12 protein-coding genes are annotated in these 19,610 nt (G+C 68.8%); 7 read left to right on the top strand and 5 right to left on the bottom strand.

The features are described 5' to 3' along the window. Window positions 1-2 precede the first annotated feature (2 nt). A complete protein-coding gene (locus VAPA_RS30835; RefSeq protein ID WP_021004155.1) occupies window positions 3-1,661 on the bottom strand; it encodes a ShlB/FhaC/HecB family hemolysin secretion/activation protein in 1,659 nt (552 codons plus the stop codon). Beyond that, the gene (locus VAPA_RS30830; protein ID WP_021004154.1) at window positions 1,634-7,429 is read right to left on the bottom strand and encodes a YDG domain-containing protein; all 5,796 of its coding nucleotides are present in this window, start codon (window positions 7,427-7,429) and stop codon (window positions 1,634-1,636) included. Before VAPA_RS30830 ends, VAPA_RS30835 begins: the two co-directional genes overlap by 28 nt. Window positions 7,430-7,545: 116 nt before the next feature. Between VAPA_RS30830 and VAPA_RS30825 the strand changes: the two genes are divergently transcribed. From VAPA_RS30825 to VAPA_RS30800, 6 genes are all read left to right on the top strand, one after another. Continuing rightward, window positions 7,546-8,154 carry a response regulator gene (locus VAPA_RS30825; protein WP_021004153.1) on the top strand — a complete coding sequence of 203 codons (609 nt, stop codon included), beginning with the start codon at window positions 7,546-7,548 and terminating at the stop codon, window positions 8,152-8,154. 84 nt (window positions 8,155-8,238) lie between these two features. Further along, window positions 8,239-10,002: an ATP-binding response regulator gene (locus VAPA_RS30820; protein WP_021004152.1), complete on the top strand. Its 1,764-nt coding sequence runs from the start codon at window positions 8,239-8,241 to the stop codon at window positions 10,000-10,002. Between the two features lie 214 nt (window positions 10,003-10,216). Further along, complete coding sequence (locus VAPA_RS30815) at window positions 10,217-10,690, top strand: (2Fe-2S)-binding protein (protein WP_021004151.1); 474 nt, start codon at window positions 10,217-10,219, stop codon at window positions 10,688-10,690. Window positions 10,691-10,703: 13 nt separating this feature from the next. Then, the gene (locus VAPA_RS30810) at window positions 10,704-12,959 is read left to right on the top strand and encodes a xanthine dehydrogenase family protein molybdopterin-binding subunit (RefSeq protein WP_021004150.1); all 2,256 of its coding nucleotides are present in this window, start codon (window positions 10,704-10,706) and stop codon (window positions 12,957-12,959) included. An 11-nt stretch (window positions 12,960-12,970) separates the two neighbouring features. Continuing rightward, entirely contained in the window at window positions 12,971-13,315 is a 345-nt protein-coding gene (locus VAPA_RS30805) for a c-type cytochrome (RefSeq protein WP_021004149.1), read from the top strand. Between the two features lie 62 nt (window positions 13,316-13,377). Beyond that, complete coding sequence (locus VAPA_RS30800; RefSeq protein WP_021004148.1) at window positions 13,378-14,259, top strand: LysR family transcriptional regulator; 882 nt, start codon at window positions 13,378-13,380, stop codon at window positions 14,257-14,259. Window positions 14,260-14,728: 469 nt separating this feature from the next. On the opposite strand, the gene VAPA_RS30795 is transcribed toward VAPA_RS30800, so the two are convergent. The 3 genes from VAPA_RS30795 to norR all read right to left on the bottom strand — a co-directional run bounded on the left by VAPA_RS30795 (window position 14,729) and on the right by norR (window position 18,281). After that, complete coding sequence (locus VAPA_RS30795) at window positions 14,729-15,718, bottom strand: tripartite tricarboxylate transporter substrate binding protein (RefSeq protein WP_021004146.1); 990 nt, start codon at window positions 15,716-15,718, stop codon at window positions 14,729-14,731. Beyond that, entirely contained in the window at window positions 15,715-16,587 is an 873-nt protein-coding gene (locus tag VAPA_RS30790) for an amidohydrolase family protein (protein WP_080666906.1), read from the bottom strand. The genes VAPA_RS30795 and VAPA_RS30790 overlap by 4 nt, the downstream gene beginning before the upstream one ends. A 110-nt stretch (window positions 16,588-16,697) precedes the next feature. Then, entirely contained in the window at window positions 16,698-18,281 is a 1,584-nt protein-coding gene (gene norR, locus VAPA_RS30785) for a nitric oxide reductase transcriptional regulator NorR (protein WP_021004144.1), read from the bottom strand. A 139-nt stretch (window positions 18,282-18,420) separates the two neighbouring features. Here norR and hmpA point away from each other — a divergent pair, with 139 nt between their 5' ends. After that, window positions 18,421-19,605 (top strand): NO-inducible flavohemoprotein, encoded by a 1,185-nt coding sequence (gene hmpA, locus VAPA_RS30780; RefSeq protein ID WP_021004143.1) that lies wholly within the window; start codon window positions 18,421-18,423, stop codon window positions 19,603-19,605. The last annotated feature ends 5 nt before the right edge of the window (window positions 19,606-19,610 follow it).

Below are 19,610 nucleotides of genomic sequence, written 5' to 3'. Positions count from 1 at the left end.
ATTCAGAACGCCACGGTCGCCTGCGCCCACAGCCGCGCGCCGCGGCGGCCATCGCCGGCCCGGCCCTCGGTGGCCCAGGCCGAGGTGAGCGAGAACGCCAATTTGTCCGTTGCCCAGCCCACGCCCAGACCGGCGCCAGCCAGATGCACGCGGTTGCCCGTGCTGCCGGTTCGGTCCCACGCGCGGTGGTTGAGCTGCACGCCCCCCGCGTCGTAGAAAGCTTGCAGTTGCCAGCCCGGCGCGGGCTGCCAGCGCAGCGCTGCACTGGCCAGCCAGCCCGCGTCGCCCAGGGCCTCGCCCTGCGGATAGGCCCGCACCCCGTTGTTGCCGCCCAAGCTGAACTTCTCCGCCGAAGCCAGGTTCCTGTCGGCCAGCTGGCCGCTGAGGTTGAGTGCCAGCGACCAGTTGGGGCGCAAGGCCTGCACGCGTTGCAGCTGGTAGTTCAGCTTGTTGAAGTGCCCGGCGCTCCGGATGCTGGCCGCGTCTTGCGCCAGACTGTCGTTGTCCAGCCGCAGCTGGCCGGTGGTCAGGTTCAGGGCCAGGCTGTTGCCGGCACCGCCACCCAGCGCATCCTGCCAGTCGCCGTTCAGCCCCAGCACGACATTGCGCAGCTGGTGCACCGACGTGGTGGCGGTGCTGCCCACGGTGTCGCGCAGATTCTTGGCGTCCATCTGGAGCTGGGCATACCAGTTGCTCTCCAGGCTGCGCAGCAAGGGATGGCGCACATACAGGCTGACGGTATCGGCCTTGCCGTCGGCATCCAGTGCCGCAAAGTCCTTGCCCAGGCGGTAGTCGAGGTGCGACACGGCCACGCCCACGCGCGTGCCATCGCGGCCCAGCGGCAGCTGGTAGCCCAGGCGCGCGTAGTGCATGCGGGTGTTGCTGGCCTGCAGCCGCAGGCTCATCTGATCGCCCCGGTCCAGCGGATTGTTCCAGTACAGGCTGGTGCCGACGCGGTACTGCCCGGTGTAGGTGCTGCCGAAGTTGTCGATATCGGCAATGCCCTGGAAGTCGCGGGTCCTGTTCACCTCCACCAGCAGGTCCGATGCTCCCACGGTCGTGCCCGGGCGCAGGGTGGACTGCACGCGGGTGCCTGGCAGATCCGACAGCGTGAGCAGGGTGCGGTCCAGGCTCTGGGCTTGCACCGGGGCGTTCAATGGCAGGGCCTGCAAAGGCGCCAGAGCGGAGTCCTTGAGTCCAGCGGTATTGGTGACCGTGACCTGGCCCAGATTGCCCTCCAGCACCGCGATGTCGAGCACGCCGTCCTTGACCGCCTGGGCCGGCAGGTAGGCGCGCGCGACCAGGTAGCCGGTTTCACGGTAGTGCCGCGTCACGCGATCGGTCAATCGGGTCAGCTCGGCAAAGGTCAGCTCCTTGCCGACCGCGTCGGTCAGCAGGCTTTGCAGCGCGGCATTGCTGAAAGCGGTGTTGCCGCTGAAACGGATGGCCGAGAGCCGGACCCGCGCGCCGCCCTCGAGCACAGTGCCGGCGCCGGGTTTGTCGATGGTCAGCGCCGGCGTGCTGCCGCTCGGTACTGCCAAGGGTGCGCGGGGCTCCTGCAGGATCTGCCCGGCGTCCGGCGTGGCGGCAGAAACCGTCGCGGCGCTCAGCGCCAGGGACGCGCCCAGCAGGCTCAGCGGGATTCGAGGCGTGACATGCATGAAAGCTTGTTCTCGTTAAGGGTGAAGAAGTCGGTCGCGGGTTCGTCCAGGCGCAGCCCGCACTGTTCGATGCGCAGCCGCTCGGGCGGGTTGGCCGGCGGCTTCGGCAAGTCGGCCTGGCTGGCCAGTGCGCGCTGCTGCGCATCGCCAAGCGACGGGTTCGCGCTCGACGGCACGGGGCTAGACGGTACGGGGCGCGACGGTACGGGGCCGGCCACCGCCGCGCTGATCACCAGCGCGCCGTCGACATAGCTCAGCGCGTAGTTGTCCGAGCTCAGCCCGCCGGCCGCGATGCTGTAGCTGCCGGCCGCGGTGGCGCCCTGAGCGCTGCCGCCATAGACCAGGCTGCCACCGAGCACGCTGCCGGTCTCGCCATTGACCAAGCCGCTGTAGCTGACGCCGTTGCCGCCGCTGTAGGCACTGCCGTCGGCGACGCGGCTGTCGTTGTTGGCGGTGACCGTCAACGCGGCGACGATGATGCTGGCCGTGGTGGTGGCGCTGCTGTTGGCCAGCACGTAGTTGCCGGCATCGCTGCCGCTGATGGCGAAGGTCTCGGTGACGGTCTTGCCGGTGCCGGCGTTCTTGTCGCTGAAGCTGCCGCTCTGGTTGAGAGTCACCGTGTCGCCGCCGACCAGACCGCTCAGACTACCGCCGCTCACGGTGGCGACGGTCGTGCCGTCGTAGGTCTTGTTCGCGGCGGTGGTGCCGCTGACGGTCAGCGTGGCGGCCGTGATGTCGGCGGTCGTGGTGCCGCTGCTGGAAGCCAGCACGTAGTTGCCTGCGTCGGTACCGCTCAGGCTGCTGGTGTAGCTCACCGTCTTGCCCGTGGCCGCGTTCTTGTCACTGAAGGTTCCGCTCTGGCCGAGCGCGACGGTGTCGCCGCCGATGAGGCCGCTCAGGCTGCCGCCGCTCAGGGAGGCGGCCGTGGTGCCGTCGTAGGTCTTGCTGGCGGCGCTGGTGCCGCCGACGGTCAGCGTCGCGGCCGTGATGTCGGCCGTGGTGCTGCCGCTGCTGGACGCCAGCACGTAGTTGCCCGCGTCGGTGCCGCTCAGGCTGCTGGTGTAGCTGACGGTCTTGCCGGTCGCGGCGTTCTTGTCGCTGAAGCTGCCGCTCTGGCTGAGTGTCACCGTGTCGCCGCCGACCAGGCCACTCAAGCCACCGCTGACCGTGGCGGCGGTCGTGCCGTCGTAGGTCTTGTTCTCGGCGGTGGTGCCGCTGACGGTCAACGTGGCGGCGGTGATGTTTGCCGTGGTGGTGCCACTGCTGCTGGCCAATACGTAGTTGCCGGCATCGCTGCCGCTGATGGCGAAGGTCTCGGTGACGGTCTTGCCGGTGCCGGCGTTCTTGTCGCTGAAGCTGCCGCTCTGGCTGAGAGTCACCGTGTCGCCGCCGACCAGCCCGCTCAAACTACCGCCGCTCACGGTGGCGCTGGTCGTGCCGTCATAGGTCTTGTCGGCCGCAGTCGCACCGCTGACGATCAGCGTGGCGGCGGTGATGCTGGCGGTACCCGCTGAAATCAGGTCGTAGCCCTGCTGGCTCGAATACAGGCCGCCGACGGTGATGGCGTAACTGCCCACATTCTTGCTGCTGGTGTCGTAGCTCGCGGTCCCCATGATGGGGCTGGTGTCGGCACCTGGATCGCTGAGGGTGTAGCTGTCGCTGAAGCTGGTCGTGCCGTCGTAGGTCTTGCTGACGTTGCCGGCCGTGACGGTCAGCGCGGTCAGGAAGCTGCGCAGCAAGGGCATGGTGTTGCCCTCGTAGATGCGCCACACCGCGCTGCTGCCACCGGTGGTGGCGATGTCCCAGCCGGCGGCACTGTAGGTGCTGGCGCTGGTGGCTTCGCTGATGCTCAGGCCCCGCGTCAGCGCATCGACCGACCCCGCATTGATGCCCACGCCAGTGTTGCCCGCACCGAGCCAGAACGATGCCGCGATGTAGCCGGCGTTGTGGGCCACCAGGCTGCCCACGACGCCGGCGCCGCTGACGACGCCGGTGGCGTAGGTGTTGAGGATGCTCCCGGCATTCCAGCCCATCAGGCCGCCCGCATACTCATTGTCCGCGCTGACGGCCCCGGTGGCGTAGGCATTGGCGACGCCGCCGGCGCCGTTTCGGCCCACCAGACCGCCGGCATAGTCATTGGATGCGCTGACGGCGCCCGTGGCGTAGGCATTGCCGATGAAGCTGGAGACGCCGAAGTTGAAACCCACCAGGCCGCCTACGTCGTTCGTACCCGTGGCAGTGCCGATGGCGTAGGCCCTCGTGACGAGGCCACTGTTGCGGCCCACCAGGCCGCCGACGGCGGTGCCCCCCCAAACGTCCCCCATGGCGTGGGCATCGCGGATGACGCCATCGTTGAGGCCCACGAGGCCACCGACATTGTCCCCGGAGCCAGTGACGTTCCCCATGGCGTAGGCATCGCTGATGCTGCCACTGTAGTTGTAGCCCACCAGGCCGCCCACGACGCCAGCCGCATTGGAACTGCTGACAGCGCCCGTGGCGTACGAATTGCTGATGCTGCCAAGGTCGAGAAGACCCGTCAGTCCACCGACATGGTTGCCCGCGCTGATGACGGTACCGGTGGCGTAGGCATTGCTGATGCTGCCGCGGTTATAGCCCACCAGGCCGCCAACATCGTTGCCGGTGCCATTGACGGTGCCGGTGGCGTAGGCATTGCTGATGCTGCCGTTGAGGCCGGCGCTATGGCCCACCAGACCGCCAACATCGTTCCCGGCGCCATTGACGGCACCCGTGGCGTAGGCATCACTGATGCTGCTGGCGTAGCCGAATCCCAGCAGGCCACCAACGCTGTTGCCGGCGCCATTGACGGCGCCCGTGGCAAAGGCATTGCTGATGCTGCCGCCGAAGTTGAAGCCCACCAGGCCGCCCACACTGTTGGCCCCGCTGACGGTCCCCGTGGCGTAGGCATTGCTGATGCCGCCTTCATTGTGGCCCACCAGACTGCCCACCTCGTCGCTGCCGGTGACGCTGCCGCCCAGCAAGCCGACGCCTTGGATCACGCTGCCGCTGCCGGTCTGGCCGAACAGCCCGACCTTCGACGTCGTGCCGCGGTTGATCACCAGGTCGGTGATGGTGTGGCTTTGGCCGTCCAGGCTGCCGCTGAACGCCACCGTGCCATTGCCCACCGGCGAGAAGCCGGCCGTGGTCCACATGCCGCTGGGGTTGGCGCCGGCGGTTTCGCTGGCGTCGACATCGGCGGCCAGGCTGTAGCTGGCGGAGAGGTTGTAGGCCATCAGCTGCAGCTGATGGGCGTTGCGGATGCTGGTGGAGTACTCGCTGTACAGGAAGGGGCGGGTCGCGCCTTCGACCATCACCCACTGCGGGTTGCCGCTGCCGTCCTTGGCCACCCAGACGCCGGAGCCCGAAACCGTTTCGGTCCAGGTGCCCAGGTTGGCGTAGCTGGTGTGGCTGTAGGCGGTGCCGCTGGTGACGGCGTTGACGTTGGTGACCGTGCCGCTGTTCGAGCCCACCGCGACGCCTTGGCCCGTGGTGCTGCTGTCCCAGTAGGCGTTGCTGATGCTGCCGTCGTTCAAGCCCACCAGCCCGCCGACGTTGGCTCCCCCCGAGACGCTGCCGGTGGCATAGGCGTTGTTGATGCTGCCGCTGTTGTAGCCGACCAGCCCGCCGACGAATCCGCCGGTTGCCAGGACGTTGCCGGTGGCATAGGCGCCGCTGATCGTGCCGCCGTCGTTCAAGCCCACCAGCCCGCCGACGTAGCCACCGGCAGCCGCCGAAACACTGCCGGTGGCATAGGCGTTGCTGATGCTGCCGCTGCCCGCGTTCACGCCCACCAGCCCGCCGACCCAGCTGCTGGTTCCCGCAACGCTGCCGGTGGCATGGGCGTCGCTGATCGTGCCGTAATTCACGCTCACCAGCCCGCCGACGAAGTCGCCAGTCCCCGAAACGCTGCCGGCGGCATAGGCGTTGCTGATGCTGCCGCCGATGCCGTTGTAGCCTGCCAGGCCACCGACGTAGTCGTCTCCTGAAACGCTGCCGGTGGCATAGGCGTTGCTGATGCTGCCGCTGCTGCCGTTGAAGCCCACCAGTGAACCGACGCGGTCGCCGCCCGACACACTGCCGCCGACCAGACCCAGATCACGGAGGGTGCCGAAGTTTTGCGCGATCAGGCCCACATTGTTGGCGCTGCCGGCGTTGATGGTCAGGTTCGAGATCGTGTGGCCCAGGCCGGCAAAGCGGCCGCCGAAGACGAAGCTGGTCGAGCTCACCAGCGCGCTGGTGTAGGTGGTGCCGCCGGCATCCAGGTCCTGCGCCAGCGCGTAGTTGCCGCTCAGGCCGGTGCTGTCGATGGCGTCGATCTCAGCCATGCTGTGCAGCAGCGTGTAGGCCGTGCCGTTGATGCTGAGCGTGGCGTTCGCACCGCTCAGGGTGATGGGCGCCTTGACGTTGTAGTCGGTACCGCTGGTGACCGTTCCTGTGCTGGCATAGTTGCCGTGGTTGAGCACCAGCCCGGCGCTGGTGCCCGTGGCGGTGATCGCCGCATTGATGTTGATGTCGTTGTACGCATTCAGCGTCAGCGTGGTGTTGCCCCCCCAGCTCACCGCGGCGTTGACGTTGATGTCGCCGCTGTCGGTGCCCGTGCTGTTGTCGGTGGCCAGCGTGACGTTGGTCGTTGCCAGGTTGGCCGACAGCGTGTCGGCGCCGATGCCGCTCGTGGTGCCGGCCGCGCTGCCGGCGCTGACGGTGAAGTCGGTCGGGTCGACCAGCCAGGTGCCGGTCTTGCCTGTCTCCGACAGCGTGCTGACCTTCGCCCCACCGGCCACCTGCACATGCGCGCCGCTGGTTTCGATGAAGCCGCCGTCGTGGGCGCCGCTGGCCGAGGCGTCCAGCGTGCCCGCCACCTTGACGGTGCCGCCGTTGAGGCCGCCCAGCAGCAGGATGGTGCCACCCGCAGCGTCGATGCCCTTGGCTTCGATCACGCCCTCGTTGTTGACCACCGTGTTCAGCAGCGCATCCTTGGCGCTGGCCGTGAGGATCACCGTGCCGTTGTCGGCGCGGATCAGTCCCTTGTTCTCGGCCAGGGCGTTCAGGGTGCCTTCGTCCACTTGCACCGACAGCAGCCGGTTGCCGCTGAAGTCCAGCGTGATCTTGTCGCCCGCGGCCAGTGCCGCCGTGCCGTTGGCGGTGGTGATGGTGCCGCTGTTGCTGGCCTGCTTGCCCAACAGGGCCACGTAGCCGCCGGTCAGGCTGCCCTGGTTGACCACCGTGCCCTGGCTTCCATTCGCGCTGAAGCTGCGCTTGCCGGCCAGGAAGTCGGCATCGCTCAGGCTCAGCGTGGAGGCCACCAGGCCGCCGACGTTGACGCTGGCCGTGTTGCCGAACAGCACGCCGTTGGGGTTGAGGATCCACACCTGGCCGTTGGCGCTCAGGCTACCGTTGATCACCGAGCTCTCCGGGCCGATGACGCGGTTCAGCGCAATGGCACTGGCGCCGGGCTGCACGAAGTTGACGCGCTCGCCGGCGGCAATGCCGAAGCTGGCCCAGTTGATGGCCAGGTTCTGGCTGCCCTGCGTGATGGTGGTGGTGCTGCCGCTCTGGCTGATGCTGCCGCTGCCCGCGCTCACGCTGCCGCCGCTGGGGCCAGCCCACGCGCCGCTGGCCAGCAGCGCCGCGCAGAGCGCCACGACGGCAGCGCCGCGGCCAGACGACTTGCCGCGCCCCTTGGCGGTCTCGGGGGCAGGCACGAAGCGTGCGGCAGCGTCGCTCCAGACGAGGCGGTAGGCGTGGTTCATGGAGAAAAAGCCCCTGTTTTGCGCATAAAAAATTGCATGGTGCCCAGGGCGTACCGGCCCGCATATAGTCAATATTGACTGTGGAAACTTTTTGCAACTGATGTTTTAATTTGCGCATGGCACTGTTGCATTTGCTGCTCATAGACGACCACGCGCTTTTCCGCTCGGGTCTGCGCCTGGTCTTGCTGCAGGGCATGGCCGACATCGAGGTATTGGAGGCAGCGTCCCTGGAACAAGCCGTGCGCACGACGGACGAGCCCCCCGCGCTGGTGCTGCTCGACATCCAGCTGCAGGGTGTCAACGGACTGGAGGGGCTGGGGCTGCTTCGGCAGCGCTGGCCACAGGTGCCGGTGGTGATGCTGTCCTCCATCGCAACGCCCGACACCATCGCCCAGGCTCTGGCACGCGGCGCGGCGGCTTTCGTTTCCAAGGGCGATACCCCGGACAAGATCATCTCGGTGATTCGCCACACCCTGGCGCATCTGCAGCAGACGCCCCTCGCCAGCAGCGCCCCGACAAAGCCCAGCGTGCCCCGGCTGACCCCCCGCCAATGCGAGGTGCTGGACCTGCTGTGCGAGGGCCTGCCCAACAAGCTCATTGCCCGGCGCCTGCAGGTGTCGGAGTTCACCGTGCGCGGGCATGTGCAAGCGGTGCTGGGCCTGCTGGGAGTCAACAGCCGCTCGCAGGCCACGTTTGCGGCACGCCAGAACGGGCTGATCGGTTAACAGGACTTGCGCAGCGGGGCGCTGCGCAGGCAAATCCTCAACGTGAAACAACTCAGGCTCCGGCAGTTTCCGAAGACTGCCTCAATGAATCCGCCTCCCGCTCCTGCGCCCCTGTCTTCCAAGGCCGAATCCCAGATCCAGTTGCACCAGTTCATCACGTTGCAGAGCAACGTGCCCTTCATCGTCCTTGGCAGCCTGTTGGTGGCCACTGCACTGCTGTGGGTGATGCACGAGGTTCTTCCTTTGGCCGTGCTGCTGGTGTGGAGCGGGTTGCTGGCTGGGCACGCGTTGGTGCGCCTGGCATGCTGGTGGTGGCTGCGGCACCAGACCGTTACAGAGGCGGAGGTGAGCCGCCGGATTCATCTGCACACGGTCCTGTCGCTCGCCTCGGGCTTGCTGTGGGGTGGTGGTGCCCTGTGCTTGCTCCAGTACGGCGAAGTCGAGCATCGCTTGCTGGTCACCCTCATGCTGGCCGGCATGGTTTCGAGTTCCCTGATCTCGCAGACGATCCATCTGCCGACCTTCCATGGCTTTTTCCTGCCCTGCGCGGTGAGTGCCGTCGCGGGCAACCTGATGCTTGGCACTCGCCTGTACCAGGCCGTCGGCCTGACGATTTTTGCCTATTCGCTGCTGGCGGCGCGCTTTGCCCGGACGCTCAACGGCAAGCTGACCGAATCGTTGCGGGCCCGCTTCCAGATTGCCGATTTGGCCGAACGCCTGCATGTCCAGAAAGAAGCGGCCGAACAGGCCAACCTGGCCAAGTCGCGTTTCCTGGCCGCCGCCAGCCACGACTTGCGCCAGCCCATCCACGCCCAAGGCCTGTTTCTGGACGTGCTGTCGCGCACCCCGCTGTCGACGTATCAAAGCGAGGTGCTGGTCAGCACCCGGTCGGCCTGGCGCGCCTCCAGCGACATGCTCAACACCCTGCTGGACTTTTCGCGCATCGAAGCCGGGGTAGTGCATCCCCAGATACAACCCTTTCTCCTGCAAGAGCTGCTGTACCAGATCGAGAACGACTTCGCCCCGCTGGCCGATGCCAAAGGGCTGGTCTACCGCTCGCGGGAAACCCGGCTTGCCGTGAAATCCGACGCCATCCTGGTCGGCATGGTGGTGCGCAACCTGGTCTCCAACGCCATCCGCTATACCCAGCACGGCGGCCTGCTGGTTGCCTGCCGAAAACGTCGGCACACCGTGAGCATCGAGGTGTGGGACACCGGCATGGGCATCGCGCCAGCCGACCAGCAAGCCATCTTTCGGGAGTTTCACCAACTGGGCAACCCTGAACGCGACCGGCACAAGGGCCTGGGGCTCGGCCTGGCCATTGCCGACGGACTGGCGAAGTCGATGGGCCATGGGCTGACGCTGTCATCCAAGCCTGAGCGGGGCAGCGTGTTCCGCCTGGAGCTACCCCTGTCGGTAGCACCGGTGCCATCCCCACGGCAAAAGGGGCCGCAGTTGCAACCCATGCGGGTACTGGTGATCGACGACGATGCCACTGTGCGCAGCGCCATGGTGCACCTGCTGCAAAGTTGGGGCTGCCCCTGTGACAACGCCGAATCCCTGGAGGAAGCCCTGCCGCTGGTGCTGCAAAATCCCCCTGCGTGCATCATCAGCGACTATCGACTGCGCGGGCCGCGCACCGGGGCTCACGCCATTGCTGAATTGCGTCAGCAATTACATCGGCAGGGGCGCCGTCATACACCCGCCCTCATCATCACCGGAGACACTGCCCCGGAGCGTCTGCGCGAAGCCCTGGCCAGCGGTATTCCACTGCTGCACAAGCCGATCTCACCCGAGCAACTGTACCGGGCGCTGGTGGAGTTGCAGACCGATCAACAATCACGTTGAACCGGGCCGTCAATCCGAATCCCGCTGTACCTTGCATGGCGCCCGGGCGGCGGGAGGCACCATCGCCTTGCAGCATCCGTCCGGTTGGCCCGGCTTTGTGAAGCCTGACTTCACAAGGCATGCGGTATTCGCCACTGTTTCTTTCTGATGCTTGTTCCTAAAGTCGCCGCCAGCGCCTTCAGGCGCCATCCACCCACGAAGAACGGACCCCACCATGAGCGCGCTCAACGTCAACGGCCGCGACCACACGGTCGACGCCGATCCCGGCACCCCCATCCTCTGGGCCCTGCGCGACACGCTGGGCATGACCGGCACCAAGTTCGGCTGCGGCGCCGCGCTGTGCGGCGCCTGCACCGTGCACCTGGACGGCCAGGCCATCCGCTCGTGCATCACGCCCATCTCCGCCGCCGAGGGCAAGAAGATCGTCACCATCGAAAGCGCGACCGACGGCAGCGACCCCGTGGGTGCCGCCGTGCACGCGGCCTGGGTCAGGCACGACGTGGCGCAGTGCGGCTACTGCCAGAGCGGCCAGATCATGAGCGCCACGGCGTTCCTCAAGTCGCAGCCCCAGGGCAAGCAGCCCACGGCGGCCGAGATCGACGCCGCCATGGCCGGCAACATCTGCCGCTGCGGCACCTACGCCCGCATCCGCGCCGCGGTGGCCGATGCCGCCAAGACCCTGGCCTGAAGGAGCGTCCGCCATGCTGCCCACCCACATCGATCCCACCGAACTGCCGCGCACCCTGCAGCGCCTGATGGCCGCAGGCCAGCAGCAACCCGAAGACACCGCCGCACTGCCGCGCCGCAGCTTCCTGAAGCTGGCCGGCGTCGGCGGCCTCGCGCTCGGCGCGTTTCCCCACCTGGCCGTGGCGCAGGCCACTGGCAAGGGGCCGGCGGCCAGTGCCCTCAAGCCGGCGCAGCAGCCCTCGGCCTTCGTGCAGATTGCCCCCAACGGCGAGGTCACCGTGACCCACAACCGGCTGGAATTCGGCCAGGGGGTGCAAACCGGCCTGCCGATGATCCTGGCCGAGGAGCTCGACGCCGACTGGAGCCTGGTGCGCAGCAAGAGCGGCACCAACGACGCCGCCTATCACGACCCGGTCTTCGGCATGCACATCACCGGCGGCTCCAACTCGATCAAGAACAGCTTCACGCAGTACCGCGAGCTCGGCGCACGCGCACGGGCCATGCTGCTGTCGGCGGCCGCGGCGCGCTGGAACGTCGACGTGGCCACGCTGCGCACGCAGGCCGGCACCGTGCTGGGCCCGAACGGCCGCAAGCTGGGCTACGGCGAACTGGCCGAAGCCGCCATGGCCCTGCCGGTGCCCGAGAAAGTCACGCTGAAGGACCCCAAGGACTTCCGTCTCATCGGCCGCCCGACCACGCGCCTGGACGCGCGCGCCAAGTGCAGCGGACGCCAGGACTTCGGCATCGACGTCAAGCACGCCGGCCAGCTCACGGCCGTGGTGGCGCATCCGCCGGTGTTCGGCGCGCGCCTCGCTTCGGTGGACGACAGCGCCGCGCGCGCCGTCAAGGGCGTGAAGGCCGTGCTGCGCGTGCCGCTGGACCGCGGCGCCGAGGGCGTGGCCGTGGTGGCCGACGGCTACTGGCCGGCCAAGCTGGGCCGCGACGCGCTGAAGCTGCAGTGGGACACGGCCGCCGCCGAGAAGGTCGACAGCGACAAGCAACTGGCCCAGTACCGCGAACTGGCCAGGCAGCCCGGTGCGCGCAAGTTCGACGCCGACATGGCGCCGCTGGCCAAGGCGCCGCGGCAGCTGGAAGCCGAGTTCGTTTTCCCCTACCTCGCCCATGCGCCGATGGAGCCGCTGAACTGCACCGTCAAGCTGTCCGGCGATCGCGCCGAACTGTGGGTCGGCACCCAGTGCGCGGGGCTCGACGGCGTCGCGGCGGCACGCACGCTCGGCCTCAAGCCCGAGCAGGTGCGCGTGAACGTGCAGATGGCGGGCGGCGGCTTCGGCCGGCGCTTCGTGAGCACCAGCGACGTGATCGTGGAGGCCTGCGAAATCGCCAAGGCCGCGCGCGCCGCCGGGCTCAACGCGCCGGTGCGCCTGCTGTGGAGCCGCGAGGACGACGTCAAGGGCGGCTACTACCGCCCCATGCACCTGCACCACGCGCGCATCGGCTTCGACGAGCGCGGCAAGGTGCTGGCCTGGGACCACGTCATCGTGGGCCAGTCCATCACCACGGGCACGGTGTTCGGCGAGTTCCAGGTGAAGAACGGCATCGACGCCACGGCCACCGAGGGCATGCGCGATCCGTACCCGCTGCCGATGCGCCTGACCGTGCACCACCCCAAGGTCAACGTGCCGGTGCTGTGGTGGCGCAGCGTGGGTTCCACCCACACCGCCTTCGTGATGGAGACCCTGCTCGACGAGATCGCGCGCAGCACCAGGCAGGACCCGGTGGCCTACCGCATGCAGCTCTTCGGCGACAAGCACCCGCGCCACCGCGCCGCGCTGCAGCTCGCCGTGGACCAGAGCGGCTATGGCAAGAAGCAGCTGCCCGCCGGCCGTGCCTGGGGCGTGGCCGTGCACGAGTCCTTCGAGTCCGTGGTGGCCTACGTGGTGGAAGCTTCGGTGAAGGACGGACAGCCGGTGCTGCACCGGGCCACCGCCGGCGTGCACTGCAACCTGGCCGTCAACCCGCGCAGCGTGGAAGCCCAGGTGCAGGGCGCCGCAGTCATGGGCCTGTCGATGTGCCTGCCGGGCGCGGCCATCACGCTGAAGGACGGCGAAGTGCAGCAGAGCAACTTCGGCGACTTCACCGTGGCGCGCATCACCGACATGCCCGAGTTCGCCGTGCACATCGTGCCGAGCGCGGAGCCGCCGAAGGGCATCGGCGAGCCGGGCCTGCCGCCGCTGGCGCCGGCCTTCGCGAACGCCATCGCGCAGCTGACCGGCAAGCCGCTGCGCCAGCTGCCCTTCAACCTGGCGTAGGCGAAACCTGCATGCCCCACAACCGACATAAGCAGCGCCTCGCCGCCTCGCTCGCCTTGGCCTTGGGACTCTGCGCGGGCGCGGCCTGGCCGGATCGCGCGGCGGCCAGCCCGGCACTGGCGCAGAAGTACGCCTGCGTCGCGTGCCACCAGCCCGCGGCCAAGGTGGTGGGCCCGTCGTGGAAGGACATCGGCGCACGGTATGGCGACGAAAAGGCAAGCGCGGCGCAGCTGGCCGCGAGCATCAAGGCCGGCAGTTCGGGAAAGTGGGGCGCCATGCCCATGCCGCCGCAAGGCCGGGTCCCCGATGCCGACCTGCAGTCGCTCGCGCAATGGCTGCTCGACGGCGCTCCGTGATCGGCATCCGGTGAGCCGCCGCCGCCCGCAAAGCGGCGCAAGACCGGTCCCTAGAATGCCGCATGGAAACCCGGCAGATGCGTTGTATCGTGGCCATCGCCGAGGCGGGCAGCCTCACGCGTGCGGCCGAGAACCTCGGGCTGGCGCAGCCCGCGCTGACGCAGATGCTGAACCGGCTGGAAAGCGAGCTCGGCACCCGGCTCTTCACACGCACGCGCCGCGGGGCCACGCTCACCGAGGCCGGCCTCGCCGTCGTCGACGACCTGCGGGCCAGCCTCGCCTACGGCGACACGGCCACCGAGCGCATCCGCGCCATGGGCGCCGGACGCGCGGGCCGGCTCACCATCGGCTTTGTCACGCACGCCGTCTACCAGGTGCTGCCGCGTGCGCTGCAACGCCTGCGCGCGGCCTATCCGCAGCTCGATATTTCCTTGCGCGAGATGAGCAATGCCGAGCAGGTCGAGGCGCTCGAAGGCGGCCGCATCGACATCGCGCTGCTGCATCCCCCCGTGGCCGTCAACGCGCGTGTGCACGAGAGGCGGCTCGGCGAGGAACGGCTGCTGGCGGCCGTGCCTGCCGCCCATGAGCCAGGGGCCGACGGCTGCGTGTCGCTGGCGGAGATCGCCGCGCACGGGCTGGTGTGGTTTCCCAGCCTGCAGATGTCGGCGCTGCGCACCCAGATGCTGGCGGCGTTTCGCGCCGCCGGACACGAGCTGCGGATCGTGCAGGATGCCAACCGCACGCTCACGGTCCTGTCGTGCGTGGCGGCGGGCCTGGGGTGGTCGCTGCTGCCGAGCTCGGTACGCGCGCTGCGCCACGAGGGCGTGCGCTATGCCGAGGTGCGCGACGGCGCGGGGCTGCCGCCTTTCGAGCTCTCCGCGATGTGGCTCGCAAAATCGCGCCCGGCGTTCGCGGACGCCTTCGCGGCCATGCTCGATGCGTAGCCGGTGCCGGTCAGGTGAGCGCCACTTCAGCGAGCCTTCAACTTCCTCGATGCGCACGCCCATAGGCGGCGGCATTCAGGCTCGACTCCAAAGGCCGCCGATGCGTCGCTTCCTGGGCCAGGCGCGTGGCGATGGCTTGTTCAACGGCCTTCCGGGAAGCGAGCTGCAAGCGGCCGCATTGGGCGCAGCGGTACAGCCGCCGCGATGGGAACAAACGCATCCACAGACGCCGCTGGAGGCGTTTCAGGTGGCCGAAGCCGCACGGGCAACTTGAAAACAGGTTTTCCAAGACAAGCTCCAAATGGGTTCGCAGTACCGAGCTTGTCTCTCGCTAGAACTTCTCGGCTTCTGGCAGCTTCGTTGCGTCAAGTAATTATTTGTCGAAATTTCGTCTGATTGTGTGGAGATTGGTAACGGTTAGCACTCCCACAAAATGGGGAGCGGGGTCCTGCCGAGGGCTGCCTGAAGCTCAGTCCAGCTCGATCTTGTTGGTCTTCGCGACCTGGGTCCACTTGGCGATCTCTGCGCGGCGGAAGGCGTCCAGTTCGGCCGGGGTGGAGCCGATGACTTCGGCGCCCATGCCCTCGAGGCGCGCGCGAATCTCGGGCTCGCGCAGCACCGCTGCCAGTTCCCTGGAGAGCCGGTCGACCACGGGCGCAGGCGTTCCGGCCGGAACGAACACGCCGTTCCATTCGTAGACCTCGTAGCCGGCCAGCCCCGCTTCGGCCACCGTCGGCACCTGCGGCAGGACCGGCGAGCGCGCCTTGCCGGTCACCGCCAGCGCGCGCAGCTTGCCGCCCTGGATGTACGGCAGGCTGGAAGCCAGGCTTGCGAAGAACACCGGCACCTGGCCCGCCATCACGTCGGTGAGCGCGGGGCCGCCGCCCTTGTAGGCCACGTGGGTCATGCGCACACCGGCCATCGCGCCGAAGAGTTCCGCGGCCAGGTGCTGGGCCGAGCCGTTGCCGGACGAGGCGTAGTTGATCTGCTCGGGCTTGGCCTTCGCCTGCGCAATGAGGTCTTTCACGCCCGCGATGGGCGCGGCAGGATTTGCCACCAGCACATTGGGCACCCGCACCAGCAGCGAGACCGGCGCGAGGTCGCGCAGCGTGTCGAACGGCATCTTGCTGCGCAGCGCCGGGTTCTGCGAATGGTTGGAGGCGTCGAGCATGACCGTGTAGCCGTCGGCCGCGCTCTTGGCGACCAGGTCGCCGCCGATCGCACCGCCCGCACCGGCGCGGTTGTCGATCACCACCGGCTGCCCGAGCCGGGCCGAGAGCTTCGGCGCGATCACCCGTGCCACCGCGTCGACCGTGCCGCCCGGCGGATAGGTCACGACCATCTTCACGGGCTTGGCGGGCCACGCCTGCGCGGCGGCGCCCACGGCCGCGAGGCACAGCGCGGCGCCGATGCAGGCGGCGGGGATCCGTGCGCGCAGCCGCTTGGTTGTTGCATTCATGGTGTTGTCTCCTTGGAAAAACCGAAAAGCGCGGCCGGCGTGTCGACCAGGATGCAGCGCCGCGCGTCGGCGTCGGGAATCCAGTCGTTCAGCGCGGCCCGCGTGTGTGCGTAGCCCGTGTGTTCACGGTGTTGGGTGTGGGGCCAGTCGCTGCCCCACAGCAGGCGCTGCGGTCCGCAGGTATCGAGCAGCGATCCCGCGGCCCGGCACGCCTTGGGGCCGAGCGGATCGCGCCAGTTGCGGTAAGCGGCCGACAGCTTGACCCAGGTGCGGCCATGAGCGGCGGCGCGCACGAGCCAGCCGAAGCCGCTGTCGGCCGCGGTGTTCTCGCCCGGGCGTCCGAAGTGGTCGACGACCAGCTTGCAGCCGGCATCGAGCACGGGCTGGCCCACCGCGGGCAGATCCTGCGACGGCCGGTGCAGCTCGACGTGCCAATCCAGGGCGCGCACATGCTGCAGCAGGGTTTGCCACACGGGCCGGGAAAGATCCGGCATCGGCAGCCCCACGAGATTGAGCCGCAGGCCGCGGATGCCGGCATCGGCGAGCGCCTGCAGTTGATCGAACGGCGTTCCGGGGTCGACCACCGCGACGCCGCGCAAGCGCCCCGGGTGGGCGCGCAAGACGCCGAGCATGTAGCCGTTGTCCGTTCCCAGGAAGCTGGGCTGCACCAGCACGCCGTGCGATACATCGTGCGCGTCGAGGAGGCCGAGGTACTCGCCGGGCGTCGCGTCGTAATCGGGTGCGTGCCGCGCGCGCGGCGTGAAGGGCAGGCTGCCGAGGAAGACATGCGCATGGCTGTCGACTGCGCGTACGTCTCGCGAACCGCCGCGGGACGCCGATGGCTCCGGCGGATGATGGGAAGGAAACAGATCGCGCCTCCTGGATGAAGTGAGGCGGAAGTATCGGCAAGGAGGCGCAGCGTTGGAACCGGCCTGCCTGTTCGTTATTCATAAGTGCCGCTTATGCAGCGGCCGGCCGTTCAGGGCGCGCCGTCCGGGCGCGGCACGCCGAGCTTGCGCAGCGTCCGATGGAAGTTGCTGCGGTCGATGCCGGCCTCGCGCGCGGCATTGGCCACATGCCCGCGATGCCGCGCCAAGGCCTCGGCGAGCCAGGCCCGCTGGAACGCCTCGGTAGCTTCGCGCAACGTGCCGCCGCCGGCGCCAGCAAGGCTCGCCTGGCTGCCCGCTGGCGCCGGCGCAGGTGGCATCGATGGCAGCGTCGCGGAGCTGCCCGCAGCCGCCGCGTCCAGCGCCAGGTGATGCGGCTCGATCGCCGTCCAGCGCGCGCCGCGGCGCTGCTCCCTGAAGGCCCTGAGCGATGCGCGGCTGATCACGTGCTCGAGCTCGCGCACGTTGCCCGGCCAGCCGTGCGCGAGGAGGGCGGCCTTGGAGGCCGGCGAAAGCCGCAGGTTGCGCGCGCCCAGGCGATGCTGGTTCTCTTCGAGAAAGCCGCCCGCAAGCGCCACCACGTCGCGGCCGCGTTCGCGCAGCGGCGGCACGACCAGCGGATAGACCGAGAGCCGGTGGTAGAGGTCGGCCCGGAAGCGGCCCTGCGCAATTGCGGCGGGCAGGTCGCGGTTGGTGGCCGCGATCACGCGCACGTCGACCTTCAGCATGCGGTCGCTGCCGGGCCGCTGCACTTCGCCGCTCTGCAGCACGCGCAGCAGCTTGGCCTGCACCGTCAGCGGCAGCTCCCCGACCTCGTCGAGAAAGAGCGTGCCCCCGTCGGCAATCTCGAACTTGCCGCTGCGGTCCTGCACCGCGCCGGTGAACGCGCCGCGCTTGTGGCCGAAGAGTTCGCTGTCGGCCAGCGCCTCGGGCAGCGCCGCGCAATTCACCTGCACCAGCGGCTCGTCGCTGCGGCGCGAGCGCGCATGCAGGCGCTGCGCCACCAGGTCCTTGCCCACGCCCGTCTCGCCGAGCACCAGCACCGTGAGGTCGGACACCGCGACCGTGTCGATCTCGCTGCACAGCTGCTTCATCGCCGGGCTGCTTCCGAGCAGCTCGCGCGCGGCGCCGCCGCCCGACCGCAGGGCCTGCGCGACGGCCTGCTCGCGCATCGCGCGCGCTTCCATTTCCTGGATCGTGTGGGCGGCCTCGATGCCGGTTTCGACCAGCGCCACCAGCGCGTCGAGCTGCGCCGGACCCACGGCCTCGAAGGTGCCGGCCTCGAGCGCGTCCAGCGTCAGCAGGCCCCAGACGGCGCCGCGCAGCCGCAGTGGCGCGCCCATGCAGTCGTGCACGGGCAGGATGCCCGGCTGGCCCGCGACGAGGCCGTCGTACGGGTCGGGCAGGCCGCAGTCCTGCGCGAAGCGCAGGCCCCGCTCGCTCTCGAGCAGGCGCGCAAAGCGCGGATGCGAGGCCACGGGGAACAGCCGCCCCATGGTTTCATCGCTCAGGCCGTCCACGGCCAGCGGCCGCAGGACGTCGCCGTCCAGCCGCAGCAGCGCGGCGGCATCGCATCGCACAAGGCCGCGCGCCGCGGCAAGGAGCGACCGGTAGCGCGGGCCCTCGGTGGCTGCACTCGCCCCGCCGGGGGTCAAATTGACACTTGATGTGGTCATGAATACAACGTGGATCTTGTTGCGAATTTGACCACGTACCGAAAATCCCCAGTGCTGGCGGGCACTTGCGCCGGGCCGAGGGCTGGCACGGATCGTGAGAGGAGAAGGGCATCTCAACTGCCGATCCCGAAAGCCACAGATGACCCCGCAAACCATCGCCATCGTCAAAGCCACCGTTCCCGCGCTCCAGGCGCACGGGGAGGCCATCACCAGCCACTTCTACCGGATCATGTTCGAGACCCATCCGGAGGTGAAGGCGTTCTTCAACGAGGCGCACCAGGCCGCGGGCAGCCAGGCGCGCGCCCTTGCGGGCGCGGTGCTGGCCTATGCCACGCACATCGACCGCCTGGACGAGATCGCCGGGGCACTGCCGCGCATCATCCAGAAGCATGCCGCGCTGGGCGTGCTGCCCGAGCATTACCCGGTGGTCGGCGGCTGCCTGCTGCAGGCCATCAAGGACGTGCTCGGCGACGCCGCGACCGACGAGATCATCGCGGCCTGGGGCGAAGCCTACCAATCGCTGGCGGCGCTCCTGATCGCCGCCGAGGAAGAGGTCTACCGTGCCAACGCCGCGCAGACCGGCGGCTGGCGCGGCGAGCGCGAGTTCCGCGTGGCCCGCCGCGAGGAAGAGAGCGAGATCATCACCTCCTTCTACCTGGAGCCTACCGACGGCGGCCCGCTGCTCGCGTTCTCGCCGGGCCAGTACCTCACGCTGGTGCTGAACATCGACGGCGAGCCGCTGCGGCGCAACTACTCGCTGTCCGACGCGCCGGGCAAGCCCTTCTACCGCATCAGCGTCAAGCAGGAAGAGGGCGGCCGGGCCTCGAACTGGCTGCACGAGACGGCCAAGGCCGGCACCCTGCTGCGGGTGCAGGCGCCCTGCGGCGACTTCGTGCTGCAGCCCGCGGGCGAGCGTGTGCGCCCGCTGGTGCTGGTGACGGGCGGCGTGGGCATCACGCCGGCCATGAGCATGCTCGAGTCGGTGGCGCACACCGGCCGCCCGGTGCACTTCATCCATGCCGCGCGGCATGGCGGCGCCCATGCGTTCCGCTCGCGCGTCGATGCATTGGCGGCGCAACATGCCAACGTGAAGCCGCTCTATGTCTACGACGCGCCGCGCGAATCCGACCAGCCGCATGCGACCGGCTTCATCACGCGCGAACTGCTCGAGCAACAGCTGCCGGCCGACCGCGACGTCGATCTCTACTTCCTCGGCCCGAAGCCTTTCATGAAGGCGGTGTATGCGAGCGGCCTTGCGCTGGGCGTGCCGAAGCAGCAGCTGCGCTATGAGTTCTTCGGTCCGCTGGAGGCGCTGGAGGCATAAGGCGG

The organism is Variovorax paradoxus B4 (assembly GCF_000463015.1).
Taxonomy (GTDB): domain Bacteria; phylum Pseudomonadota; class Gammaproteobacteria; order Burkholderiales; family Burkholderiaceae_C; genus Variovorax; species Variovorax paradoxus_E.
The sequence above is the reverse complement of the archived record's forward strand: the minus strand, read 5'-3'. Positions and strand labels throughout refer to the sequence as shown.

Bases quoted from the DNA above. Each gene is read 5' to 3' on its own strand.
- VAPA_RS30835 (WP_021004155.1), bottom strand. From the start codon at position 1,661: ATGCATGTCACGCCTCGAATCCCGCTGAGCCTGCTGGGCGCGTCCCTG.
- VAPA_RS30830 (WP_021004154.1), bottom strand. From the start codon at position 7,429: ATGAACCACGCCTACCGCCTCGTCTGGAGCGACGCTGCCGCACGCTTC.
- VAPA_RS30825 (WP_021004153.1), top strand. From the start codon at position 7,546: ATGGCACTGTTGCATTTGCTGCTCATAGACGACCACGCGCTTTTCCGC.
- VAPA_RS30820 (WP_021004152.1), top strand. From the start codon at position 8,239: ATGAATCCGCCTCCCGCTCCTGCGCCCCTGTCTTCCAAGGCCGAATCC.
- VAPA_RS30815 (WP_021004151.1), top strand. From the start codon at position 10,217: ATGAGCGCGCTCAACGTCAACGGCCGCGACCACACGGTCGACGCCGAT.
- VAPA_RS30810 (WP_021004150.1), top strand. From the start codon at position 10,704: ATGCTGCCCACCCACATCGATCCCACCGAACTGCCGCGCACCCTGCAG.
- VAPA_RS30805 (WP_021004149.1), top strand. From the start codon at position 12,971: ATGCCCCACAACCGACATAAGCAGCGCCTCGCCGCCTCGCTCGCCTTG.
- VAPA_RS30800 (WP_021004148.1), top strand. From the start codon at position 13,378: ATGGAAACCCGGCAGATGCGTTGTATCGTGGCCATCGCCGAGGCGGGC.
- VAPA_RS30795 (WP_021004146.1), bottom strand. From the start codon at position 15,718: ATGAATGCAACAACCAAGCGGCTGCGCGCACGGATCCCCGCCGCCTGC.
- norR (WP_021004144.1), bottom strand. From the start codon at position 18,281: ATGACCACATCAAGTGTCAATTTGACCCCCGGCGGGGCGAGTGCAGCC.
- hmpA (WP_021004143.1), top strand. From the start codon at position 18,421: ATGACCCCGCAAACCATCGCCATCGTCAAAGCCACCGTTCCCGCGCTC.